The 23,899-nt window shown below is 66.5% G+C and carries 27 protein-coding genes; 21 read left to right on the top strand and 6 right to left on the bottom strand.

Annotation, left to right across the window (positions count from 1 at the left end; translation table 11 throughout):
• Positions 1-149: 149 nt before the first annotated feature.
• Positions 150-473: a transposase family protein gene (locus tag JF542_RS24615; RefSeq protein WP_423734658.1), complete on the bottom strand. Its 324-nt coding sequence runs from the start codon at positions 471-473 to the stop codon at positions 150-152.
• A gap of 537 nt (positions 474-1,010) precedes the next feature.
• Here JF542_RS24615 and speB point away from each other — a divergent pair.
• The 10 genes from speB to gap all read left to right on the top strand — a co-directional run bounded on the left by speB (position 1,011) and on the right by gap (position 9,389).
• On the top strand, positions 1,011-1,991 hold the full coding sequence (gene speB / locus JF542_RS22585; protein ID WP_207077535.1) for an agmatinase: 981 nt from the start codon (positions 1,011-1,013) through the stop codon (positions 1,989-1,991).
• A 171-nt stretch (positions 1,992-2,162) separates the two neighbouring features.
• A complete protein-coding gene (locus JF542_RS22580) occupies positions 2,163-3,305 on the top strand; it encodes a CaiB/BaiF CoA transferase family protein (protein WP_207077534.1) in 1,143 nt (380 codons plus the stop codon).
• Between the two features lie 87 nt (positions 3,306-3,392).
• Complete coding sequence (locus tag JF542_RS22575; protein WP_207077533.1) at positions 3,393-5,429, top strand: ASKHA domain-containing protein; 2,037 nt, start codon at positions 3,393-3,395, stop codon at positions 5,427-5,429.
• A gap of 129 nt (positions 5,430-5,558) precedes the next feature.
• Positions 5,559-6,137: a YqaA family protein gene (locus JF542_RS22570; protein WP_007799918.1), complete on the top strand. Its 579-nt coding sequence runs from the start codon at positions 5,559-5,561 to the stop codon at positions 6,135-6,137.
• Entirely contained in the window at positions 6,134-6,607 is a 474-nt protein-coding gene (locus tag JF542_RS22565) for a disulfide bond formation protein B (RefSeq protein WP_207077532.1), read from the top strand. The genes JF542_RS22570 and JF542_RS22565 overlap by 4 nt, the downstream gene beginning before the upstream one ends.
• Before the next feature lie 124 nt (positions 6,608-6,731).
• Positions 6,732-6,977 carry a PepSY domain-containing protein gene (locus tag JF542_RS22560; RefSeq protein WP_207077531.1) on the top strand — a complete coding sequence of 82 codons (246 nt, stop codon included), beginning with the start codon at positions 6,732-6,734 and terminating at the stop codon, positions 6,975-6,977.
• Positions 6,978-7,054: 77 nt separating this feature from the next.
• Positions 7,055-7,594: a cytochrome b/b6 domain-containing protein gene (locus tag JF542_RS22555; protein WP_207077530.1), complete on the top strand. Its 540-nt coding sequence runs from the start codon at positions 7,055-7,057 to the stop codon at positions 7,592-7,594.
• Positions 7,591-8,118, top strand: coding sequence for a helix-turn-helix transcriptional regulator (locus tag JF542_RS22550; RefSeq protein ID WP_207077529.1), 528 nt, complete (start codon positions 7,591-7,593; stop codon positions 8,116-8,118). The genes JF542_RS22555 and JF542_RS22550 overlap by 4 nt, the downstream gene beginning before the upstream one ends.
• A 32-nt stretch (positions 8,119-8,150) precedes the next feature.
• Positions 8,151-8,294: a hypothetical protein gene (locus JF542_RS22545; protein WP_040545421.1), complete on the top strand. Its 144-nt coding sequence runs from the start codon at positions 8,151-8,153 to the stop codon at positions 8,292-8,294.
• 93 nt (positions 8,295-8,387) lie between these two features.
• Positions 8,388-9,389: a type I glyceraldehyde-3-phosphate dehydrogenase gene (gene gap, locus JF542_RS22540; protein WP_207077528.1), complete on the top strand. Its 1,002-nt coding sequence runs from the start codon at positions 8,388-8,390 to the stop codon at positions 9,387-9,389.
• A gap of 212 nt (positions 9,390-9,601) precedes the next feature.
• Here gap and JF542_RS22535 read toward each other — a convergent pair whose 3' ends face one another.
• On the bottom strand, positions 9,602-9,817 hold the full coding sequence (locus JF542_RS22535) for a hypothetical protein (RefSeq protein ID WP_207077527.1): 216 nt from the start codon (positions 9,815-9,817) through the stop codon (positions 9,602-9,604).
• A gap of 213 nt (positions 9,818-10,030) precedes the next feature.
• Between JF542_RS22535 and JF542_RS22530 the strand changes: the two genes are divergently transcribed.
• The gene (locus tag JF542_RS22530; protein ID WP_007799902.1) at positions 10,031-10,204 is read left to right on the top strand and encodes a hypothetical protein; all 174 of its coding nucleotides are present in this window, start codon (positions 10,031-10,033) and stop codon (positions 10,202-10,204) included.
• 34 nt (positions 10,205-10,238) lie between these two features.
• Positions 10,239-10,385, top strand: a complete 147-nt coding sequence (locus tag JF542_RS22525; RefSeq protein ID WP_007799900.1) for a hypothetical protein — start codon at positions 10,239-10,241, stop codon at positions 10,383-10,385.
• Here JF542_RS22525 and coaD read toward each other — a convergent pair.
• From coaD to JF542_RS22510, 3 genes are all read right to left on the bottom strand, one after another.
• Positions 10,382-10,879: a pantetheine-phosphate adenylyltransferase gene (coaD, locus tag JF542_RS22520; protein WP_007799898.1), complete on the bottom strand. Its 498-nt coding sequence runs from the start codon at positions 10,877-10,879 to the stop codon at positions 10,382-10,384. The genes JF542_RS22525 and coaD overlap by 4 nt on opposite strands.
• An 85-nt stretch (positions 10,880-10,964) precedes the next feature.
• The gene (locus tag JF542_RS22515; RefSeq protein ID WP_040544780.1) at positions 10,965-11,399 is read right to left on the bottom strand and encodes a CBS domain-containing protein; all 435 of its coding nucleotides are present in this window, start codon (positions 11,397-11,399) and stop codon (positions 10,965-10,967) included.
• A gap of 61 nt (positions 11,400-11,460) precedes the next feature.
• The gene (locus JF542_RS22510; RefSeq protein WP_207077526.1) at positions 11,461-12,357 is read right to left on the bottom strand and encodes a LysR family transcriptional regulator; all 897 of its coding nucleotides are present in this window, start codon (positions 12,355-12,357) and stop codon (positions 11,461-11,463) included.
• A 105-nt stretch (positions 12,358-12,462) separates the two neighbouring features.
• Here JF542_RS22510 and JF542_RS22505 point away from each other — a divergent pair, with 105 nt between their 5' ends.
• From JF542_RS22505 to JF542_RS22465, 9 genes are all read left to right on the top strand, one after another.
• Complete coding sequence (locus JF542_RS22505) at positions 12,463-13,962, top strand: CoA-acylating methylmalonate-semialdehyde dehydrogenase (RefSeq protein WP_007799893.1); 1,500 nt, start codon at positions 12,463-12,465, stop codon at positions 13,960-13,962.
• A 248-nt stretch (positions 13,963-14,210) separates the two neighbouring features.
• On the top strand, positions 14,211-14,630 hold the full coding sequence (locus JF542_RS22500; protein ID WP_207077525.1) for a hypothetical protein: 420 nt from the start codon (positions 14,211-14,213) through the stop codon (positions 14,628-14,630).
• 72 nt (positions 14,631-14,702) lie between these two features.
• Positions 14,703-15,821 (top strand): carboxylate-amine ligase, encoded by a 1,119-nt coding sequence (locus JF542_RS22495; RefSeq protein WP_007799890.1) that lies wholly within the window; start codon positions 14,703-14,705, stop codon positions 15,819-15,821.
• Positions 15,822-15,992: 171 nt separating this feature from the next.
• Positions 15,993-17,039: an AI-2E family transporter gene (locus JF542_RS22490; RefSeq protein ID WP_007799888.1), complete on the top strand. Its 1,047-nt coding sequence runs from the start codon at positions 15,993-15,995 to the stop codon at positions 17,037-17,039.
• A gap of 114 nt (positions 17,040-17,153) precedes the next feature.
• A complete protein-coding gene (gene coxB, locus JF542_RS22485; protein ID WP_207077524.1) occupies positions 17,154-18,113 on the top strand; it encodes a cytochrome c oxidase subunit II in 960 nt (319 codons plus the stop codon).
• A 7-nt stretch (positions 18,114-18,120) separates the two neighbouring features.
• Positions 18,121-20,679 carry a cytochrome c oxidase subunit I gene (ctaD, locus tag JF542_RS22480; RefSeq protein WP_207077523.1) on the top strand — a complete coding sequence of 853 codons (2,559 nt, stop codon included), beginning with the start codon at positions 18,121-18,123 and terminating at the stop codon, positions 20,677-20,679.
• A complete protein-coding gene (locus tag JF542_RS22475; RefSeq protein WP_207077522.1) occupies positions 20,676-21,098 on the top strand; it encodes a hypothetical protein in 423 nt (140 codons plus the stop codon). Before ctaD ends, JF542_RS22475 begins: the two co-directional genes overlap by 4 nt.
• Entirely contained in the window at positions 21,092-21,670 is a 579-nt protein-coding gene (locus JF542_RS22470; RefSeq protein WP_207077521.1) for a cytochrome c oxidase assembly protein, read from the top strand. The genes JF542_RS22475 and JF542_RS22470 overlap by 7 nt, the downstream gene beginning before the upstream one ends.
• Entirely contained in the window at positions 21,667-22,761 is a 1,095-nt protein-coding gene (locus tag JF542_RS22465; RefSeq protein ID WP_207077520.1) for a c-type cytochrome, read from the top strand. Before JF542_RS22470 ends, JF542_RS22465 begins: the two co-directional genes overlap by 4 nt.
• A gap of 362 nt (positions 22,762-23,123) precedes the next feature.
• On the opposite strand, the gene JF542_RS22460 is transcribed toward JF542_RS22465, so the two are convergent.
• Positions 23,124-23,789: a GntR family transcriptional regulator gene (locus JF542_RS22460; RefSeq protein ID WP_007799877.1), complete on the bottom strand. Its 666-nt coding sequence runs from the start codon at positions 23,787-23,789 to the stop codon at positions 23,124-23,126.
• Between the last annotated feature and the right edge of the window lie 110 nt (positions 23,790-23,899).

Here is a 23,899-nt window from a genome sequence, read left to right as displayed (position 1 = left end):
AGCTCCATCAGAGCCATTCTGTCGTCGGTCATCGTCATCTCCGTCTCAGGTTTCAGGTGTCGCAACCCGAACCTTCTCCGAAGATCGACGGTGACCGCCAGCGTCGCATGTGGCGACGCCCGCGGATTCCTACACCACGCTATGGGGCACTATCCGACGAGGTCCTGAAATCGCCCGGTCCGACGACCATAATGGCACGCAAGGCAATCCGGGACTTTCTCGCTGAAAGTTCTCTTGGGACGGTACGCCTCAACACAGCGGAACCGCTGCACCGACAAGCGTACCTGCACGGAACGACCATGCGGTGGAAAATCCTTGAGGTGCCAGACATAGCCTCCATGCCAACGGGAAGACCGCTGCCCGCACCTCGGACAGATCACCTCGGCGTCAATCGCAAGGATCGCGCCATCTGGGCTGTATCCAATTGCAAGAAGTCTCTCAGGCAACAGCCTGGTGTCGTGACGTCCTTTCATGGCGCTCATCCCCTTCAGAACCGACGCCAAATGTAGGGCCTAGGCCGCAAAACATCACACGATGTGCGTCAGAGCCATCTGGCGGCGCCGATTGACATGTTGCACGCTTTTCGCCGAACAGCCTGCCTGCCCGATGGCGATGCAGGTTTGCAGCCTATCGCATCGCCGGACCCGGGTCGCCCGGTCCCATCCTCATGAGCTTCCATTCGCCCTCCTGCGTATGCAAGACCGTTCGCCGCTTGCCAGACGCGCCACAAAGCCGATGCCGTCCGTCCAACCGGAACCGTCCCAGCTAAAGCGCAATACAAAGGCAGAACAGGGGGCGCTGCCCCCTCTTGGCGCTGTGCGCCAATTCACCCCCGAGGTATTTTAGAACCAGAGAAGACAGGAGCGCCCCCTGGCTTCTCTTCGTCAAAAATACTCCCGCCGGAGGCGCCCTGCCTTTGCCACGAGCCGAGGCGCACCGAGGGCGGTCGCAGCGCCCGGCAATTGCCTCGGGAGCCGCGCTGGCGCAGGGTGGCGCCAAGTTCGAGCGAGATGGAGACAACCTTGGCACATGGATACGAGAGCGGCCGGCTGAACCTGCCCTTCACCGGCATCTGCACTTTTGCGAAAAAGCCCTTCGTTGCGGACTGGAGGGCCATCGACGCCGATGCCGCCATCCTCGGCGCGCCCTATGACGCCGGCACCCAGTGGCGGGCCGGGGCGCGGTTCGGGCCGCGCGGCGTACGCGAGGCCTCGACGCTGTTTTCCTTCGGCCATGCCGGGGCCTATGACCACGAGGACGACGTCACCTACCTTGGCGAGGAGGTGCGCATCGTCGACATGGGCGACGCCGACATCGTGCATACTGACACGATCGCCAGCCATGCCAACATCCGTGAAGGCGTCGAGGCCTCACTGGCGGCCGGCGCGCTGCCGGTGGTGATCGGCGGCGATCACTCGGTCAACATCCCCTGCATCGAGGCCTACAAGGGTCACGCCCCGTTCCACATCCTGCAAATCGACGCCCATCTCGATTTCGTCGACGAGCGCCACGGCGTCACCCGCGGCCACGGCAACCCGATGCGCAGGGCCGCGGAAAAGGACTGGGTCAGCGGGCTCACGCAGGTCGGCATCCGCAATGTCAGTTCCACCGCCAGGGAAGGCTATGACGCCGCCCGCGCCATGGGCTCCGACATCCTGTCGGTGCGGCAGGCGCGCGGGCTGGGCGCGCCGGGCGTGGCGCAGCGCATCCCGGAGGGCGTTCCTGTATACATCACCATCGACATCGACGGCTTCTGCCCCTCGATCGCGCCGGGCACCGGCACCCCGAGCCATGGCGGCTTTCTCTATTACGAAGTGCTCGAGATCCTGCAGCAGGTCGCCAACCGCCACGACATCGTCGGCATCGATCTCGTCGAGGTGGCGCCCGATTACGATCCCACCGGCTCAACCTCGATCCTCGCCGCACAGATCCTGATGAACCTGCTGGGCTTCGTGTTCCACGCCCGCGGCAAGCGGATGCCTGCCGGATAGGCAGCCCGCCTCATCTAGGCCGAACAATGGCCCGGAAACTGCGGCACGCAGGAAACAACCTGCGCGTGAAACAGGCAGAGTCGAGCGCATCGGCGCGGAACCGCTTGCGGGAAAGCCGAAGCTGCGGAAAGCTCGAGGGGAGCAGAAAAACAACATGAGAGCCAAAGGCCCATGCCCCTCCCCCTCAACGGCGTCACCATCGTCGATTTCAGCCGCATCCTCTCCGGGCCCTACGCCACGATGATCCTTGCCGATCTTGGTGCCGCGGTGATCAAGGTCGAGCGCCCCGGCAAGGGCGACGACGCCCGCCGGCTTCCGCCGCTCAAGGATGGCAAGAGCGCCTATTTCGCCGCCGTGAACCGTGGAAAGCGCTCGATCGCGCTGGATCTCGATGCCGAGGCAGACCGCGCCCTGCTTGACCGCATCCTCGCCCGCGCCGATGTTCTGGTGGAGAACTTCCGCCCCGGAGTGATGGCGCGGCACGGGCTGGACTGGGACACCCTTCACGGGCGCTTCCCGCAGATGCTCTACGCCTCGGTGAGCGGCTACGGTCAGACCGGACCGGACGCCAAGCGGCCCGCCTATGACACCGTGGTGCAGGCGCGCGGCGGGCTGATGGGGCTCACCGGCACGCCGGACGAGCCGCGCCGGGCGGGCAGCTCGGTGGGGGATCTCGCGGGGGGCATGTTCCTCGTGCAGGGCATTCTCGCGGCGCTCTACGCCCGGCAGGCCGACGGCACGGGGCGGCGCATCGACGTGGGCCAGCTCGACGCGCAGGTGGCGCTGATGGATCAGGCCATTGCGCAGGCGGCGCTGAACGACACGGCCCCGAGCAACGCCACGCGGCACCCCTCGATCGCGCCCTGCGAGGCGGTGGCCGCCTCGGATGGCCCCTTCGTTCTGGCCGCGGGCACCGACGCGCAGTTCGAGAAGCTCTGCCTGACGCTTCAGCTGCCGCTCGCCGACGATCCGCGCTTTGCCGACAATGCCGCGCGCCTGACCCATGCGCGGCTTCTCAAACGCCTGATCGAGGCGGTGACCCTGGAATTCCCGCGGTCCCACTGGCTGGCCAAGCTCACCGCCGCCGGCATCCCCTGCGCGCCGATCCAGAGCATGGAGCAGGTGATGAAGGACCCGCAGCTGCTGGCACGCAACATGATCGTCGATGTGCTCGACCGCTATGGCCGCGCCACCTTCAAGGCCGCCGGCAACCCGATCAAGATCTCGGGCATGGAGGACCGCCCCGCGCGCCCCGCCCCGCCCGAGCTCGACGGCAACCGCGCCGATATCCTGCGCTGGCTCGACACCGACTGACGCGCAGCTGCCGCGCGGTGTCGCATCCGGGCAGTCGCGTGCCGGCCCCGGGGCTATGCTGAGGGGGCGCAACAGGCAGGCCGGACCATGACCCAAGACCCCCTCGTCGTCTTCACCCCCTCGGGCAAGCGCGGCCGCGTTCCGGCAGGCACGCCGGTTCTGGCGGCAGCACGACAGCTTGGGGTCGATCTCGATTCGGTCTGCGGCGGGCGCGGCATCTGCTCGAAATGCCAGGTCGCGCCGGCCTTCGGCGACTTTGCCAAGCACGGCATCCACTCTAAGCCCGGCGCGCTGTCTGAATGGAACAAGGTCGAGGCGCGCTACCACGAGAAGCGCGGGCTGGCGGAGGGGCGTCGCCTCGGCTGCCAGGCACAGATCATGGGCGACGTGGTCATTGCCGTGCCCGCCGGGAGCCAGGTGCACCGGCAGGTGGTGCGCAAGGACGCCACCGCGCGGGCCATCGCCATGGACCCGGCGACCCGGCTGCACTTCGTCGAGGTCGAGGCGCCCGACATGCACGAGCCCACCGGCGATCTCGAGCGGCTCGAACGGGCGCTGAAGGCGCAATGGGGCATCGCCGGGATCCGGGCCGCGCTGCCGCTGCTCGCGCAGCTCCAGCCAGCTCTGCGCAAGGGCGATTGGCGCGTCACCGTGGCGCTGCACCGGCGCGCGGCGGACGCGGTGCCCGAGCTGGTGGCGATCTGGCCGGGGCTGCACGAGGACGGCATCTTCGGCCTCGCCATCGATCTCGGCTCGACCACCATCGCGGCGCATCTCACGGATCTGGACACCGGGGCGGTGGTGGCCTCGGCGGGGATCATGAACCCGCAGATCCGTTTCGGCGAAGACCTGATGAGCCGAGTTTCCTACGCCATGATGACCCCGGGCGGCGCGCTCGAGATGACCCGCTCGGTGCGCGAGGCGCTGTCGACCCTGATCAGCGAGATCGCGCACGAGGCCAAGATCGACCCGGCGCTGATTCTCGAAGCCACCTTCGTCTGCAACCCGGTGATGCACCACCTGTTGTTGGGCATCGACCCGGTGGAGCTGGGCCAGGCGCCTTTCGCGCTGGCGACCTCCTCGGCCCTCGATCTTGGCGCAGATGAGCTGGGTCTGACCTCCCTGCCCGCTTGCGCGCAGATCTACCTGCTGCCCTGCATCGCAGGCCACGTCGGAGCCGACGCCGCGGCGGTGGCGCTGTCCGAGCAGCCGGGCCAGTCGGAGGATCTTGTGCTGGTGGTCGATGTCGGCACCAATGCCGAAATCCTGCTTGGTGACCGCGAGCGCGTTCTGGCCTGCTCCTCGCCCACCGGACCGGCCTTCGAGGGGGCGCAGATCAGCTCGGGCCAACGCGCCGCGCCCGGCGCCATCGAGGCGGTGCGCATCGATCCCGCGACAAAGGAGCCGCGCCTGCGCGTCATCGGCTGCCCGCTCTGGTCCGACGAGCCGGGCTTTGCCGAAGCCACCGCGGCAAGCGGCATCACCGGGATCTGCGGCTCGGGCATCATCGAGGCGGTGGCCGAGATGCGCATCGCGGGTCTGCTGGATGCGGGAGGGCTGATCGGCTCGGCCGAGCAGACGGGCAGCGCGCGCAGCATCCCGGAGGGCCGCACCCATGCCTACGTGCTGCATGACGGCCGTGCCGATGGCGGGCCGCTGGTCACGGTCACCCAGGGTGACATCCGGGCAATCCAGCTTGCCAAGTCGGCACTCTATGCCGGCGCGCGCCTGTTGATGGATACGCGCGGCGTGGAACGCGTCGACCGGGTGGTGCTCGCAGGGGCCTTCGGGGCGCATATCTCGCCGCTGCACGCGATGGTGCTGGGGATGATTCCCGACGTGCCGCTCGACAAGGTCAGCTCGGCCGGCAACGCCGCCGGCACCGGCGCGCGCATCGCGCTCTGCAGCCTCGCGGCGCGGCGCCAGATCGAGCGCGACGTGCACGCGATCACCAAGGTCGAAACCGCCATCGAGCCACGTTTCCAGGAGCATTTCGTGGCCGCAAACGCGATCCCGCACGCTTCCGACCCGTTCCCAGAGCTGTCCAGGCACGTCACCCTGCCCGACACCCGCTTCAACGCCCATGCCGAGGGCGGCGGCCGGCGCAGGCGACGGCGCGGCTGAGCCCGGTTTCCGCCTCCGCGAAGAGCGCTGTGTCACCCGCAGGACGCGATCCAGCCGGCAACACGCTTTCGTCTGTTGCGTGGCGCGCGCGGGCATGGTTCCTCGGTCGAGGACAAACGGAGATCGCCCATGCTGCGCCGCCTTTACGACTGGACCATGTCGCTGGCCGACCACCCCAAAGCGCTCTGGGCGCTTGCCCTCGTCTCGTTCATAGAGGCCTCGGTGTTTCCGATCCCGCCCGACGTGCTGATGATCCCGATGGTGCTCGCCGCGCCGCGCAAGGCCTGGCTCATCGCGCTGGTGGCGACGGTCTCGTCGGTGCTCGGCGGTCTCGCGGGATACGGCATCGGGCATTTCTTCTTCGAAAGCATCGGCCGCCCGATCCTCGAGTCGATGGGCAAGGCCGACCAGATGGCCGCCTTCAACGAACGCTTCAACGGCGTCGGGTTCTGGGCCGTGCTGATCGCCGGCGTGACGCCCTTCCCGTTCAAGGTCATAACGATTATGTCGGGCTGGACGGCGATGCCGCTCGGAACCTTCATCGTCACCTCGATCGTGGCGCGCGCCCTGCGCTTCTTCGTGGTCGCAGGTCTGCTCTGGGGGTTCGGCCAGCCGATCCGGCACTTCATCGAGCGCCGCCTCGGGATCGTCTTCACGCTCTTCGTGCTGCTGCTCGTCGGCGGCTTCTATATCGTGAGATACCTATGACACCGACCCGCAACCTTCTCATCCTGCTGGCCGCCGCCGGCTCTGTCGCTGTGCTGCTGGGGGCGCTCGGCTTCCAGTACCTGGGCGATCTGCCGCCCTGCAAGCTGTGCATCTACCAGCGCTGGCCGCATGTCGCCGCCGTGGTGATCGCGCTCGGCGCCCTGGCCACCCGCGGCCCGGCGCTGCCGAGCCTCGGTGCGCTTGCGGCGCTGAGCACCGCCGGCATCGGCTTCTACCACACCGGCGTCGAGCGCGGCTGGTGGGAAGGCCCGACCAGCTGCACCGCCTCCGGCTCGGTCAAAGGCATCAGTGCCGACGACCTTCTCAACCAGATCATGAGCGCCGAGATCCAGCGCTGCGACGACGTGCTCTGGGATCTTTTCGGCCTGTCCATGGCCAGCTGGAACACCATCGCCAGCCTCGTCTTCATGGCGCTCTGGATCTGGGCCGCCCTTAAGAGCAAGGCCTGAACCAAAGTTGCAGAGGCCCGGATCTGCATCCTTTGATGCATGGCCCGGGCCCGCCGAGGCTGACATCTCCTGTCCACGAGGCGCCGGATCCCCCGGCCCCGTCCATCCTCGACAGGAGACCCCCATGATCAAATCCATCGCCGCCGCCCTGACCACCCTCGCCCTTGCCGGACCGGCCTTCGCCTCGCCTGACGTCGACGCCGCGACCCAGAGCCAGATCCGAGAGAAGCTCACCGCCGAGGGCTACGAGGTCCGCAAGATCGACAACGAGGACGGCATGATCGAGGTCTATGCCCTCAAGAACGGCGAGCGGTTCGAACTCTATCTTGACGCCGATCTGAACGTCGTGCGCAGCAAGACCGAAGACTGAGCCGCCGCCCGGCGCGGCCCGTCGTCTGTCCCCCCGGATGTTTCCCCGGGCCGCGCCCCCTTTTTCGGGAGCCCCCCATGACACGCCATTACATATGGGACCCGCTGCTGCGGCTGTTCCACTGGAGCCTCGCGGGCTTCTTCATCGCCAACGCCCTGCTCACCGATCCCGAGAGCCAGCTGCACGAGACCATCGGCTACGCCATCGCGGCGCTGCTGGTGATCCGGCTGATCTGGGGCGTCGTCGGACCGCACTCGGCGCGCTTCTCGAGCTTCCTGCCAAGCCGCTCCGGCATCCGTGGCCAACTTACAGACATGGCCACCGGGCGGCGCCGGGTGCATCTGATGCACACGCCGCTCGGGGCGCTGATGATCTTCAACCTGCTGCTCACCCTCGCCGCCATCGTGGCGACCGGCTACATGATGACGACCAACGCCTTCTGGGGCGTCGACTGGGTCGAGGAGACCCACGAGGCGCTGGTCACATGGGCGGAAATCTCGGTCTTCCTGCATGTCGGCGCGGTGGTCTTCGAGAGCCTGCGCACCGGGGTCAATCTGCCGCGGGCGATGGTTACAGGTACCAAATCCGTGCCGGAGGGTGCAAAGATCGAGCCATGACGGATCGAGTCCTGCCCGCCCCCGAGCGCGCCTCTCCGATGATGGCGCTGATCGCCGTGCAGAGCCTCTGCGCGGCGTTCTTCCTTGCCGACGTCGCCAGCGACGGCCTCGAGATCGGCTGGCCCCCCTTCACCCACTGGCATTTCATGATCGAGTTCGCAGCCGCGCTCAGCCTGATCGCCGCCGTGGCCGTCGAGATCCGCTGGCTGATGGCCCTGCTGCGGCGCAAGGCCCATCTCGAGCGGCAACTGTCGCTGGCCTCGGGCGCCTTTCACGACATCGTCGCGGCGCAGTTTCGCGGCTGGGGCCTGACCCCGTCGGAAGAGGACGTGGCGATGTTCACTCTCAAGGGCCTGTCGATCCCCGAGATCGCCGAGCTGCGCGGGTCTGCGGAGGGCACGGTGAAATCCCATCTCAACGGCATCTATCGGAAAGCCGGCGTCAACGGGCGCGGCGCCTTTCTCAGCCTGTTCATCGAGGAACTGATGACCACCGCCCCCGGCAGCGCGCCAGATCGCGCGTGACAGCCCGCGCGCGCTCTGGCATCAGGCTCGTCATGACCAATCGGATCGCCATATGGATCGGCTTGCTGATCCTCGCTGCGCTGGCCGCGGACACCCTGATCTGGGGCTCGGAGCATTTGGTGTTTCTGGGGCGTAAGTTCTTCGCATTGCTGGATTGGATGGCCTTCTGGCGCTAATCGCTCTGCCGCCTCCCGGGGCAGGTTGACTTAGCGGCGGCAACCTGATGACCTGCGCCCAACCTTCAGTATTTCGATAGCAAGGAGATACCCATGACCGTCAAAGTCGCAATCAACGGCTTCGGGCGCATTGGCCGGAACGTGCTGCGTGCCATCATCGAGTCGGGGCGCACCGACATCGAGGTCATCGCGATCAACGATCTCGGCCCGGTCGAGACCAACGCCCACCTGCTGCAGTTCGACAGCGTCCATGGCCGCTTCCCGCAGGAAGTGACCGTCTCCGGCGACACCATCGACGTCGGCCGCGGCCCGATCAAGGTCAGCGCCGAGCGCAACCCCGCCGACCTGCCCTGGGGCGATGTCGACGTGGTGCTGGAATGCACCGGCATCTTCACCGCCCGCGACAAGGCCGCGCTGCACCTCGAGAACGGTGCCAAGCGGGTGCTGGTCTCGGCCCCGGCCTCGGGCGCCGACAAGACCATCGTCTACGGCGTCAATGACAGCGTGCTGACCAAGGACGACATCGTCGTGTCGAACGCGTCCTGCACCACCAACTGCCTGTCGCCGGTGGCCAAGGTTCTCAACGATGCCATCGGCATCGAAAAGGGCTTCATGACCACGATCCACTCCTATACCGGCGACCAGCCGACGCTGGACACCATGCACAAGGATCTCTACCGCGCCCGCGCCGCGGCGCTGTCGATGATCCCGACGTCGACCGGCGCCGCAAAGGCCGTGGGCCTCGTGCTGCCGGAACTCAACGGCAAGCTCGACGGTGTCGCGATCCGCGTGCCGACCCCGAACGTCTCGGTCGTCGATCTGACCTTCGAGGCCAAGAAGACCACCACCGTGGACGAGATCAACGACGCCATCCGCGCCGCGGCAGACGGCCCGCTCAAGGGCGTGCTGGGCTACACCGACAAGGCCAATGTCTCGATCGACTTCAACCACGATCCGCATTCGTCGATCTTCCACACCGACCAGACCAAGGTCATGGAAGGCACCATGTGCCGCATCCTGACCTGGTACGACAACGAGTGGGGCTTCTCGAACCGCATGTCGGATACCGCCGTTGCCATGGGCAAGCTGATCTGATCCTGCGGATCTGATCGCGGCCTGTGGCCGCCATGCCAGCCTTCAGGGCGGGGTCGGAAACGGCCCCGCCCTTTCTCTTGCCTGTCTGTTTCTTGCCTGTCTTTCAGCCTGCCCTGTCTTTCAGCCTGCCTGCATGCCTGTCTTTGGACCAGCCTGTCTTTGGACCTGCCTGTCTTCAAACCTGTGTGCCTGCCTTCCCCCCTGCCTGACGGTCACTCGTTCTGCATCCGCCGCGCCACCGCATAGCCATGCCGCGCGCTGCGAGGCTGCACACCCGGCGCGACAATGGGATCCGACATCGCCAGGCCCGGCGGCGGCGCGTCGCCGGCCCGTGCGGTGCCCTGAACCGTGCCTGATGTGCGTGGGCGCGACGGCGTGGGCTGCGTCAGCCGACGCGTCGGGCGTGCCCCGAAGGATCGGATATCCATGCGATCACCTCCTGATCATTGGCTGTCTCGATGCCGTTAACCCTACGCACGGAAGGTTAAGATCTTCCTGACGGCGCCGTCTGACGACGTCGCCTCGCACTGCGCCATGCAAAAACTGCAGGACGGGGTTGGAATTTCGGAAATTGTGCTGCGCCGCAGCGAACCTTAGGTTAGCGCCAACAGCAACGAAGGGGGGAGCTACGGAGACACCGCATGACCCGCCTTATCGCAACGCTCAGAACCCGTCTTGATCAGCGCGCCCGGTACAAGCGCACCCTGCGCGAACTGCGCCGGATGTCGCTCGACACCGCGCTCGATCTGGACATCTACCGCGGCGACCTGCGCCGCATCGCATCCGAGGCCGTATACGGCCAGGCCCGCGCCTGACCGCCGGCCCCAAGACACACGAAGGACCGAGACCATGACCGTACTGAACAACATCTACCGCCGCTACGCCTATCGCCGCACGCTCTACACGCTGCGCAACCTGCCCGAGCGCACGCGCATGGACTGCGACATCGCCGGGCACGAGAACGAGATCGCCCGCCGCGCGGTCTACGGCGCCTAAGCTCCGTCGAAGCGCTTCACGAGCGCTTCGTGCACCGGTGGCGTGACGAATTTGCTCACGTCGCCGCCGAGACGCGCGATCTCCTTGACCAGCTTCGAGGCAATGGCCTGATGCCGGGCTTCGGCCATCAGGAACACCGTCTCGACGCTGTCATCAAGCGACCGGTTCATCCCGACCATCTGGAATTCATACTCGAAATCCGCGACCGCGCGCAGGCCGCGGACGATGATCTGCGCGCCGACATCGTGGGCGCAGTCGATCAGCAGATTCTCGAACGGGTGGGCGACGATCTCGGTGCCAGTCTCTTCAGAGAGGGCCCGGCATTCCGACTCGATCATCGCGACGCGCGTCTCGAGATCGAAGAGCGGCCCCTTGTCGCGGTTGATCGCGACGCCGATCACCAGTCGATCCACCAACGCCGCCGCGCGGCGGATGATGTCGATATGGCCAAGAGTGATTGGGTCGAAGGTGCCGGGATATAGGCCGATGCGCATAGGGCTGCCCCTGATCTGTCAGTTTCAGGCACGCAACAATATTGCGCCCCTGAATGCAACCCCTTGACCGCTGTCCGGCCCGCCGTCAGTGCCCCATGATCATGCCCTGAAGCGCCTCTTTCTCCATCGAAAGCTCGGCAATCTGTGCCGCCACGAGGTCGCCGATCGAGATCATTCCGACCATGACACCCTCCTCGACCACGGGCATGTGGCGGAACCGGCCCTCCGTCATCCGCGCCAGAACCACGTTGCTGTCCTCGTCGCGGGTGCAGGTCTGAAGGTTGGTGGTCATCAGCGCGTCGACCGTGGCCGTGAGCACATCGGCACCCTGCGCCGACAGCACCCGCACGATATCGCGCTCCGACAGGATCCCCAGCGGGGTCTGGCCATCTTCCGAAATCACCACGCCGCCGATGCGCCGTTCCGCCAGCATCCGTACCGCCTCGGCCACCGTGGTGGCGGGGGGCACGGTGACGACGCCGTCATCCGCCTTGTCCTTGAGAATCTGCTGCACCTGCATCCGGCTCTCCTCCATGCCTTCTCTGCGCGTGCATCCAGCGTCCGGCGCCTGCGACAATCTGTCAAGTCAGACCTTCGAGCAGGGTAAGTTCTTTGCGAATCCCCTGCGCCAGCGCCTCGGCAAAGGCGTTGAGCCGGCCGAGCCGGCGATCGTCCTCGTGGCGGACGAGATAGAAGCTGCGGGTGATCTCGACCTCGTCCGCCAGCACCTTGCGCAGCCCCGGCGCCGCCGGCAGCGCGAAATCGTGCACGATCCCGAGCCCGGCGTGCTGGCGCAGCCAGTGGAACTGCACCGAGACGCTGTTCGAGGCCAGCCGCACGCGATCGACGCCAAGATCGGCGAGATAATCGAGCTCCTTGTCGAAGATCATGTCGGGGATGTAGCCGACGACGCGGTGCTCGCGTAGATCGGCGCGGCCGCGGATCGGAGGATGCTCCGCGAGATACGTCTCGGAGGCGGCGAGGTGCAGCTTGTAATCGGCGAGCTTCTGAACCACCAGCCGCCCGGCGGTGGGCGCCGAGACGCCGATGGCGATGTCGGCCTCTCGCCGCGACAGGTTCACGATCCGCGGCAGGGCGACGATCTGGATCTCGAGATCGGGGTTCTGCGCGCCGATCTCGGCGCAGACCTGAGGCAAGAGGAAATTGGCGCAGCCATCGGGCGCGCCGATGCGGATCTGTCCCGACATGCCCTCGCCCGCGCCGCGCACCGCCTCGGCGCCCTGTCCGAGCGCCTGCTCGGCCTCCTCGGCATGGGACAGCAGCCGCGCCCCGGCCTCGCTCAGCGCGTAGCCCTGCGGGCTCTTGGCAAAAAGCGGCTGGCCCAGCGTTTCCTCGAGCCGCCCGATGCGCCGACCCACCGTGGCCGGGTCCATGCGCAGCACGCGGCCGGCGCCCGAGAGGCTGTCTCCCCGCGCCACGGCAAGGAAAATCCGCAAATCATCCCAGTTCCCGCGCATCGACGCACCTCTATTTTTGCAAAACCCTTTTGCCCGATTACCTCTGTCGCCTGCATTTGCGCAAGACTAAGGTGTCGCCAAACCCGACCAGCAGGAGGCGCGATCATGAAAGAACTGACGCATTTCATCAACGGACAGCACGTGAAGGGCACGTCTGGCCGCTTCACCGAGGTGTTCAACCCGGCCACCGGCGAAGCCATCGCCAAGACGCCGCTGGCCACCGTTGACGAGCTCAACGACGCGGTCGCCAAGGCCGCCGAGGCGCAGAAGGCCTGGGGCGCGACCAACCCGCAGCGCCGCGCCCGCGTGATGATGAAGTTCGGCGCCCTGATCAACGAGCACATGGACGAGCTGGCCGAGATGCTCTCGATGGAGCACGGCAAGACCCTGCCCGACGCCCGCGGCGACGTGCAGCGCGGTCTCGAGGTGGTCGAGGTCTGCATGGGCGCACCGCACATGCTCAAGGGGGAGTACACCGACGATGGCGGCCCCGGCATCGACCTCTACTCGATGCGCCAGCCGCTCGGCGTTGTGGCCGGCATCACACCGTTCAACTTCCCCGCCATGATCCCGCTGTGGAAGATGGCCCCGGCGCTGGCCTGCGGCAACGCCATGATCCTCAAGCCGTCCGAGCGCGTGCCCTCGACTTCGCTGCGCCTCGCCGAACTGATCATCGAGGCCGGCCTGCCCGAGGGCGTGCTGCAGGTGGTCAACGGTGACAAGGAAGTGGTCGACGCGATCCTCGACAACGAGGAGATCGCGGCGGTGGGCTTCGTCGGCTCGACGCCGATCGCGCAGTACATCTATGGCCGCGCCGCCACCAACGGCAAGCGCGCCCAGTGCTTCGGCGGCGCCAAGAACCACATGATCATCATGCCCGACGCGGATCTCGACAAGGCCGCCGACGCACTTGTGGGCGCCGGGTTCGGCGCTGCTGGCGAGCGTTGCATGGCGATCTCGGTGGCCGTTCCGGTGGGTCAGGAAACCGCCGATGCGCTGGTCGAGAAGCTGGTGCCGCGCATCGAGAAGCTCAAGGTCGGCCCCTACACCGCCGGCGAGGACGTCGATTATGGCCCCGTCATCACCGGCGCCGCCAAGAGCCGCATCGAGGGGCTGATCAGCTCGGGTGTGGATCAGGGCGCCAAGCTGGTGGTCGACGGACGCGACTTCACGCTGCAGGGCTACGAGAACGGCTTCTTCGTGGGCCCGTCGCTGTTCGACAACGTCACGCCGGACATGGACATCTACAAGGAAGAGATCTTCGGCCCGGTGCTGAGCCAGGTCCGCGCGGGATCGTATGACGAGGCGCTCGAGCTGGTGATCGACAACCCCTATGGCAACGGTACGGCGATCTACACCGCCGACGGCGACACCGCGCGCGACTTTGCGCACCGGGTCAACGTGGGCATGGTCGGCATCAACTTCCCGATCCCGGTGCCGCTCTCGTACCACACCTTCGGTGGCTGGAAGAAATCCGCCTTCGGCGATCTCAACCAGTACGGCCCCGACGCCTTCCGCTTCTACACCAAGACCAAGACCGTCACCGCACGCTGGTTCTCGGGGATCAAGGAAGGCGGCGAATTCAACTTCAAGGCCATGGACTGACGCACAGCCCATCTCGCCGACGCCAAGACGCGCCCCGGACCGGCCAGGTCCGGGGCATTTTTTTTGTGCAGGATGTGTTCTGTGACGTGGCTTGCCGGTTGCGATTTCCGTCAGTCTTGCGGGCCAGACTTGCACCACCGCAGAGGTCAAGGCATACCGCACGGTATGAGGAGGGTCCGCAGAGTCAGCGGACGGCCGGCCTCCGATTGAATGAGTACTTTTTTAACAAACAGTTGGTGAGCCTCCTTATGCCTGTCGCTTTCCGAATCCTGCCCCGGTCGGGACTCGTCTACACGCGGTTCGAGGACCGCATCCTGATCGACGAGATCATTTCTACCTTCCGCGAGTACAGCCGGCATCCCGATGCACATCCGGCTCAGAAGCATCTTGTCGACCTATCACGTGTCAGCGCCATCTCGTGGGACTACGTGAAACTCATGCAGCTTCAGGCCCTCAAGGCCGGCTTCTTCTGCGGCGGGGGCAGCCAGACGCTCAAGGTCTATTACTGCCCGACCAAGCTGTCGCTCTCCGTCTCCAAGATGATCCTGCGCTCCTGGGACGGGGTCGGCTCGGTGGTTCCGATCCTGCAACAGCACGAGGACGACGCTCTGTCGGTGCTCGGGCTCAAGCAGGAGCGCTTCTCCAATCTTCTGGCCGATCACGGCTGAGACCGACCGCCGGGCTTGCCCGGCGGCGTCTGCTCTGCTTTCCTCGGTGAACGCCATCGAAGGGAGGGGCCGATGCAGACGCCGGAGTTCAGCCTCGGGATCGAGGAGGAGTACCTTCTCGTCGACCGCGACACGCTGGCGTTGAGCGAGGCGCCCAAGCGCCTTCTCGAGGCCTGCAGCGAAGAGCTCGAGGGGCAGGTCAGCCCGGAATACCTGCAATGCCAGATCGAGATCGGCACCCTGCCCTGTGCCGATATCGCCACCGCGCGCGAGGATCTCAGGCGGCTGCGGGCGGCGATCTCGAAACACGCGGCGCGCTACAACCTCGCGCCGATCGCCGCCTCGTGCCACCCGCTGGCGCATTGGAAGAACCAGCACCACACCGACAAGGAGCGCTACCGCGACCTGCGGCGCGATCTCGGTGGCGTGGTGCAGCGCATGCTGATCTGCGGCATGCACGTGCATGTGGGTCTCGGCGACGACCAGCTGCGCGCCGACCTGATGCGGCAGGCCGGTTACTTCCTGCCCCACCTGCTGGCGCTCTCGACCTCCTCGCCGTTCTGGCAGGGCATCGACACCGGGCTGGCGAGCTACCGCATCTCGGTTTTCGACAACCTGCCCCGCACCGGGCTTCCGCCCCATTTCACCAACTGGCAGGACTACCAGCGCTCGGTGCAGGCGCTGGTCGATCTCGGCATCATCGAGGACAGCTCGAAGATCTGGTGGGACCTGCGCCCCTCGGCCCGCTTCCCCACGCTGGAAACCCGCATCATGGACGTGCAGCCCCGGCTCGAGGACGCGCTGATGCTGGCGGCGATCAACCAGTGCATCCTGCGGATGCTGTGGCGATTGCGGCGGCAGAACCTGCGTTGGCGGATCTATGAGAACTTCCTGATCGGCGAGAACCGCTGGCGGGCGCAGCGCTACGGCATCACCGAGGGTCTGATCGATTTCGGCGCCGCGCAGATCACCCCCTTCGAGGATCTCACCGAGGAGCTGATCTTGCTCATCGCCGAGGATGCCGAGGCGCTCGGCTGCGTGGCCGAAGTCGAGCGCTGCCGCAAGATCGTGGCCGAGGGCAACTCCTCGTCGCGGCAGCGTGCGGTGGCTGCGGCCCATCCCGAGGATGGGGAAGAGCAGATGCGCGCCGTGGTCAGCCATCTCATCGAGGAATTCCACGAAGGTCTCTGACAAACGGCGGGCGGCGGCTGACGCGAAACCGGGCAGATCCGCAAAAGAATTCGCCCTGCGAGCGTGTCGCGGGGAGGTAATCGGGTTGCGGAAACACTAGATATGCCATGAGGATAGAGCGGCACCTGAACGCCGCAACTGAACAGAGGCCCGCCACACCGAAATGCACCCATGATGGTCACCCTGAGACAAACCACCTACCTGCTCGCGCTGCTCATCATGATCGGCTACCTGCTGCATATCGGCAAGCCGGTGCTGCTGCCGGTACTGATCGCGGTGATCTCGGTCTACATCCTGTTCGACGTGACCGCGCGGCTCGGACAGGTGCCAGTGATCGGCCTGCTGCCGTCGATCCTGCGGCGGATCCTCGTTCTGCTGGCCTTCACCGTCGTGCTGGTGGCGCTGTTCACCTACGTGCTCGACACCTTCACTCAGGTCGCCGCCGTGCTGCCGAGCTACAAGGCCAATCTCGACAGCCTGATGACCCATGTGGCGCAGCTCGTCGGGGTGGATGATGAACCGAGCTGGGCCAAGCTGCGGTCGATGACCTTCGACCGGCTCGAAATCCAGCCCTTCATAGGCCCGGTGATCCTGTCGATCCGCGGGCTTGGCGGCACGCTGTTCCTCGTGGTGCTCTACGCCTCGTTCCTGACGGCGGAACGTGCCGGCATGGCGCGCAAGCTCAACCTCGCGCTCGAGGGCAATGCCGATGCCGAAAATCGCACCATAGCGCTGATCAACCGCATCAACACCCGGATCGGCGACTACCTGTCGGTGAAGACGGTGGTGAACATCATCCTCGGGGCGCTGTCCTACGGGGTGATGCTGCTCTTCGGCATCGACTTCGCGCTGTTCTGGGCGATCCTCATCGCGCTGCTCAACTACATCCCCTATATCGGCTCGCTGATCGGGGTGATCTTCCCGGTGCTGCTGAGCCTCGCGCAGTTCGGCTCCTTCACCGTGGCCTCGCTGGTGGCGGTGTCGCTGACCGCGGCGCAGATGTTCGTGGCCGGCTATCTCGAGCCGCGGATGCTGGGCCGGGCGTTCAACCTCAGCCCCTTTGTCGTGCTCTTCGCTCTGGCGTTCTGGAGCGCGCTCTGGGGGCTGCCCGGCGCGGTGCTGGCAGTGCCGCTCACCGCGAGCCTGATCATCGTCATGGCCGAGATCGACGTCACCCGCCCCTTCGCCATCCTGCTTTCGGCCTCCGGCAAGGTCTGACGCCCCGCCCGCGTGTTCCGCGCAAATATCTCACTCCACGTCACATTTTCGGGAACCGCGACGCGCTGTCGCAGGTTGCGCCTCCGTAGGGACCGAATTTGACGGGGCAGGCGGTTGCGGCGAGGCATTCTTCTGATCATTCCGGCGCTGCTCGCGGGCTGCGACGGGCGCCACAACTGGCTGGCCTCCGCCGGTGCCGAGGCGCAGCGCGTCGAAGAGCTGTTCTGGGTGCTGCTGCTCGGCGCCGCGGTGATCTGGAGCCTTGTGATCGGCGCCGCTGTCTACGCCCATCGCCGACAGGTCGACCCCTCCCTCGAGACGCAGGCGCGGCGCTTCATCCTTTGGGGCGGAGCGGTATTCCCGACCTTGGTCGTGGGCGCGCTGCTGGTCTGGGGGCTTGTCATCCTGCGCGACATCACCGCCGACGAGGGCGACCTGACGGTGCGTGTCGACGGCGAGCGCTGGTGGTGGCGGGTGATCTACGAAACACCCGACGGCGACGTCATCACCGCCAACGAGATCCGGCTTCCCGTCGACCGCACCGCGCTTTTCCGGCTCACCGCCGATGACGTGATCCATTCCTTCTGGGTGCCGGCGCTTGGCGGCAAGATGGACATGATCCCGGGGCGCGAGACCACGCTGTCGCTGACCCCGATCCAGACCGGCAACTGGGGCGGTCTCTGCGCAGAGTATTGCGGCGGCGCCCACGCCCTGATGCGCTTCGATGCCATCGTGATGGAGCAGGACGCCTTCGATACCTGGCTTGCCGCGGAGGCAGAGCCGGCGCAGGTCGCTGGCGACGACCGTGGTTTCGAAATCTTCCAGGAGGAGGGCTGCGGCGCCTGCCACACCATCCGCGGCACCGACGCGCAGGGGCCGGTGGGCCCCGACCTCACCCATCTCGCCGCCCGCGAAAAGCTGGGCGCGGGGATCTACGAGATGACGCCAGAGACCATGGCGCGCTGGATCACCGACACCCACGAGATGAAGCCCGATATCGACATGCCCCCCTATCCCGACCTGCAGGGTGACCGGCTCGACCGGCTCGTCGCCTTCCTGATGAGCCTGGACTGACACGCCCATGACCGACGAGATCGACCTCTCCCGCCTGCCCCCGCCCGAGCCTTACGACGAGGCCCGCGACACCGCGCAGCGCAAGCGCCTGATGGAGGCGTGGCGCGAGCCGCCGGGCTGGAAGATCGTCACGGCGGTCAACAACTCCTACATCGGCAAGTGGTACCTGCTGACCTCGTTCGGCTTCTTCGTCTTCGCGGGCATCCTTGCGCTGATGATCCGGGCGCAGCTCGCGGTGCCGGGCAACGATCTGTTCTCGCAACAGCTCTACAACCAGCTCTTCACCCTGCACGGCACGGCGATGATGTTCCTCTTCGCGGTGCCGATCTTCGAGGCGGTGGCGATCATCATCCTGCCCGAAATCCTCGGTGCCCGCGACCTGCCCTTTCCACGGCTCTCGGCCTTCGGCTTCTGGTGCTTCGTGATCGGCGGCATCTTCGTCTGCGGCTCGATCTTTTTCGGCGTGGCCCCCGATGGCGGCTGGTTCATGTACACGCCGCTGTCGTCGGACCCGGCCTATAGCGGCCTTGGCACCGACATCTGGCTGCTGGGCCTCTCGTTCATCGAGGTGAGCTCGATCGCCGCCGCGGTCGAGCTGATCGTGGGCGTGCTGAAATCCCGCCCGCCGGGGATGCGGCTGAACCTGATGCCGCTTTACTGCTGGTACGTGCTGGTGGTGGCGGGGATGATCCTCTTCGCCTTCCCGCCGCTGATCGCCGGCGACCTGCTGCTCGAGATGGAACGCGCCTTCGGCTGGGCCTTCTTCGATCCCGACCGCGGCGGCGACCCGCTGCTGTGGCAGCACCTGTTCTGGATCTTCGGCCACCCGGAGGTCTACATCATCTTCCTGCCCTCGATCGCGCTCATCGCCACCATGCTGCCGACCTTCGCGGGCCGGCCGATGGTTGGGCATTCGTGGATCGTGCTGAGCGCCGTGGGCGTCGCCTTCCTGAGCTTCGGGCTCTGGGTGCACCACATGTTCACCACCGGCCTGCCCGAGATCTCGCTGAGTTTCTTCTCCGCCGCCTCCGAGGCGGTGGCGGTGCCAACAGGCATTCAGATCTTCTGCTTCATTGCCACCATGCTGGTGAGCAAGGTGCGCCCCTCGGTGCCGATGCTGTTTGCCGGCGGCGCACTGGCGATCTTCGTCTTCGGCGGGCTGACCGGCGTGATGGTGGCGCTGGTGCCCTTCGACTGGCAGGCGCATGACAGCTATTTCATCGTCGCCCACCTGCATTACACGCTGATCGGCGGCATGCTCTTCCCGCTCTTCGCGGGCATCCACTACTGGTATCCCTTCGTCACCCAGAAGAACCTCAGCGCCCGCGCCGGCAAGTGGAGCTTCTGGCTGATGTTCGGCGGTTTCAACGTGGCGTTCCTGCCGATGCACTGGACCGGCATCATGGGCATGCCGCGCCGGGTCTGGACCTATGACCTCTCGGATGGCTGGGCGGTGCTCAACATGGTCTCGACCATCGGCGCCTTCGTCTTCGCGGCGGGCTTCGCGGTGCTGGCGTTGAACGTGCTCTGGCCGCGCGGCAAGGCGCCGCTGGTGAAACGCAACCTGTGGAACGCCGGGACGATGGAGTGGGCGGCGGAAGTGCCCGACAAGCCGTGGGGCGTGCGCTCGATCCCCTATATCCATACCCGCTATCCGCTTTGGGAGCAGGAGGGGCTGGTGGACCAGATCGACCGGGGCGAGTGGTTCCTGCCCGACGCCGAGGAAGGCAAGCGCGAGCTCATCGTGACCGACATCCTCGACGCGCGGCCGCTCTTTGTGCAGCGCGTCGGCGGTCCGAGCTTCCTGACCCTTGGCGCGGCCTTCTGCCTTGGCGCGGTGTTCATTCTCGCGACCTTCCACCTCTGGGCCATCACCCTGATCTTCGGCGCGGGTTTCGTCGGCTTCACGCTCTGGTGGCTCTGGACCGGCACCTCTCTGATCCCGGAAAAGCCCGAGAAATACGCCGGGCGCGGGCTCACCCTGCCGACCTATGCGCAGGGCAACAGGTCCCCGGGCTGGTGGGCCGTGTTCATCACCATGACCGGCGACATGACCGCCTTCATGGGGCTGGTGTTCTCCTACTTCTTCTATTGGACCGCCCTGCCCGATTTCCTGCCCTCCGCCGCGCATCTGCCGGGCTTCGGCTGGCTGCTGCTGGGGCTGGCGCTGCTGATCGGCGCCTGGGCGATGACCACCGCTGCGCGCGAGACGCTGGGCCATGGACACCGCGGGCTCGCCATGGCGCTGCTGATCGGCGCGCTTCCGGTGGGCGCGCTTGGGATCGGCGCCTGGGGCTGGTCGGCTTATTCCAAGGGGCTCGACCCGACCGCGCAGAGCTTCGACGCCATGGTCTGGATGCTGATCCTGTGGCCGGCGCTGCACCTGCTGCTGAACTGGGTGATGAGCCTCTACGTCGCCGCGCGCATCAGGTTTGGCCATTGCACGCCCGAGTACCGCGCCGACCTGATGAACCTCACCCTGTTCTCCCATTTCCTCGCGCTCACGGTGATCACTATCTTCGCCCTGCTGGCGCTGTTCCCGCTCTTGATGGGGGTTGGCCCATGAGACACGGCTCCGACGAACAACCGCGCCACTTCACCCCGCCCGGAGACGTGCCCCGCGTGATCGATCAGGGCTCGGTCTGGATCCTCGTGGCCGCGCCCTCGATCTGGGCGGCGCATTTCCTGCTCAGCTACTGGGTCGCGGCGATCTGGTGCGCCAAGACCGGCCCGATGGCCTCGCTGGTCGAGCCGCGCTGGATCATCGTGGCGCTCGGGCTGATCTGCGCGGCGCTGATCGCTTGGTTGGGCGTCATCGCGGTGCGGCGCTACGGCGGGGTCTTCGTGATCTTCGAGGAGATCACCGAAAGTTCAGAGCGCGGTCGCGACCGGTTCATCGGCCACGTGGCGCTGCTGCTCTGCGTGCTCTCGGTTGTGGCGATCGGCTTCACTGTGATCCCCGGGCTGGTCTTCGCCACATGCTGAGCCCGCGCCGCCTCCTCGCGCTGTCGCTGCTCGCCGCGCTCTGGCTCTCGCCGCTGCCGGGGCTGGCGACCGGCTCGATGGTGCTGCACATGGTGCTGCATCTTGGCGTGACCGCGGTGGTGCCGGCGCTCTACGCGCCCAAACTCCGCCTGCCCGCGGGCGCCATGGCGCTGACGCTGGGCGCCGTGGCCGAGATGCTGGTGGTCTGGGCCTGGCACCTGCCCTCGCTGCATCTCTGGGCGCGGCTGACCACAACCGGCTTCATCCTCGAACAGGCGAGCTTTCTCGGCGCCGGAATGCTGCTTTGGGCCACGGTACGCACCGCAGGCGGCTTCGGCGGCGCCGTGGTGCTGCTCGCCACCACCATGCACATGACCCTTCTGGGCGCGCTGATCGGCCTGTCGCCGCGCGATCTCTACGGCGACATCTGCGCCGGGCATCTCGGTCTCAGCGCGCTGCAGGAACAGCAGGTCGCGGGCGCGATGATGGCCGGTGCGGGCGGCGCAATCTATCTCGTCGCGGCGCTGCGCCGGCTCGGACTGGCGCTGAAACTGACGGAGGCCACCACATGAGGCGCTACATTCTCGCAAGCCTCGCGGCGCTTGCCGTCGCCGGCGGCGCGTTCTTCTTCCTCGCACCCTACAACATCGCCGCCTCGGTGCCGCACCTGCCGGGCGTGGCCAACATCCTGCACGGCTATCTCGGCAATGCCGTGGCGATCCGTGCCGTCTCGCTCGAGGTGCCACGGCAGGTCGATCTCGAAGATCCCGGCCTGATCCGCCTCGGCGCGGGGCACTTCGCCACCGGCTGCCTGACCTGCCACGGCGGCCCCGGCATCCCGCGCAACCCGGTGGTCGAGGGCATGCGTCCGGCGCCGCCGATGCTCACCTCGGAAGATTACGACGCCAAGGAGTTCTTCTGGATCGCGCGGCACGGCTTCAAGTACACCGGCATGCCCGCCTGGCCCGGCAAAGAGCGTGATGACGAGCCCTGGGCGCTCGCCGCATTCCTGAGGCAGTATAACAGCTTCGACCGGGAAAGCTTTGAAATCGCTGCCTTCGGCGAGGCCGGAGGCTATAACAGCGCCGGTGTCCGCTTCGGCGGGCTGCCCGGCGCGATCAAGCCGGAGCTTGCCTGCGCGCGCTGCCATGGCGAGGACGGTCTGGGCCGCGAAGGCACCGCGCCGAAGCTCGCCGGCCAGTCCGAGGCGTGGCTGACCACGGTGCTCACAGCCTATGCCGAGGGCCACCGCGAGAGCGGCTTCATGGAGCCGCTCGCCGCCCCGCTGGGCGACGCGGCCATCTCCGGGATCGCCGCGCGCTTTGCCGGGATGAGCGCCACTTGGCAGGGCAGCCCGCTCCCCTTCGGCGACCCCGAGCGCGGCCGTGAACTGGCCGCGCAAGGCAGCGAGCACGACGACATTCCCAGTTGCGCCTCCTGTCACGAGGGCGCCGGCGCGGACGGGCTGGCCCCCAAGCGCCCCGACACCCCGCGCATCGCCGGCCAGGATGGCTACTGGATCTACAATTGGCTCAAGATGTATCGCGACGGCCCGGTGCCTTCGAGCCCCCGCGCCCACCTGATGGAGGCCGCCGCCAAACCGCTCAGCGACGAGGACATTGCCGATCTCGCGGCGTGGTACGCGGCCCGTCAGGACGGTTGAGCGACCATCCCATCGGCAAATTTGCCTAGACGACGGGCAGTGACGATCACTTGGGTTTTCGTGATCGCCCGCCCTTGCGTGACCGCAAACAGATACAGCGCTTGCCGCTACGGCAAGCGCGCCTTTCAACAAGGCCATATTTCATGGAGCAATCGGGCCCTTGCCACCGCCTGAACCGCGCGAGGCCCAGACCCCCACGCACCCTTCCCGATAAAAAATTTCTTCCGCGTCACAAAAGTTTTGAATTGGACGCAACGGCAGCCGCTTGCCTCACTTCGCTGCACTCAGACCGCTGAACGCCGGAGGCCAGACCGCTGCAACATCGCGCCGCCCTGCACCGCAAGCCGCCTCGCGCTGTCCTGTCAGGACGACAGCGCCGACTGCAGGCGCGGCATCAGGGCGAGGTGGCGCTCGACCACGGCAAGCGCCCGTGCCTCGTCATGAACCGAGAGCGCCGCGATCATCTCGCGATGCTCTTCCTCGATCACCTCGGTCTTGCCGAAACCCTGCTGCAGCGACACCATCGCGACCCGCGACAGCGGCGCCTGCAACCCGTCGAACACGTCGACCAGCACGCGGTTGCCCGCCGCCGCTACCAGCGCCTGGTGAAACAGCCGGTTGATCTCGACACAGCCCAGCAGGTCCTCTGCCGGCATCGCCTCATGCGCCTCGCAGAGCCGCAGCAGCTCCTCGGGCAGCGCCCGCCTCTCGCGGCAGATCTTGCGCACCGCGTGGGTCTCGACCATCAGCCGCACCTCGTAGAGATCGCGCAGCTCGGTGGCCGAAAGCGCCCGCACCATGGCGCCACGCCGCCGGTGCAGTTCGAGATAGCCCTCCGCCGCCAGCCGGTTCAGCGCCTCTCGCACCGGCGAGCGCGACACCCCCGTCACCTCGCAGGCCATGGCCTCCTCGATGAAGCTGCCCGGCGGAAAGTCTCCCTTCAGAATGCCCGCCCGGACACCCTGATACGCCCGATCCCGCGCCGAAAGCCCTTCCAAAGCGCCATTATTGCCCGTATCCACAATCATGTGACTGCTCATTCATCAATCTTTCACAAATATCCGCCGGATGTTTCCCTTCAGGCAAAACAAGGCTGGACAGAATCGATCCCACTTTCTTGTATACATGACGTACACGC

This window comes from Salipiger bermudensis, from assembly GCF_017309175.1.
In the GTDB taxonomy this organism is placed as follows: Bacteria; Pseudomonadota; Alphaproteobacteria; order Rhodobacterales; family Rhodobacteraceae; genus Salipiger; species Salipiger bermudensis.
The sequence above is the reverse complement of the archived record's forward strand: the minus strand, read 5'-3'. Positions and strand labels throughout refer to the sequence as shown.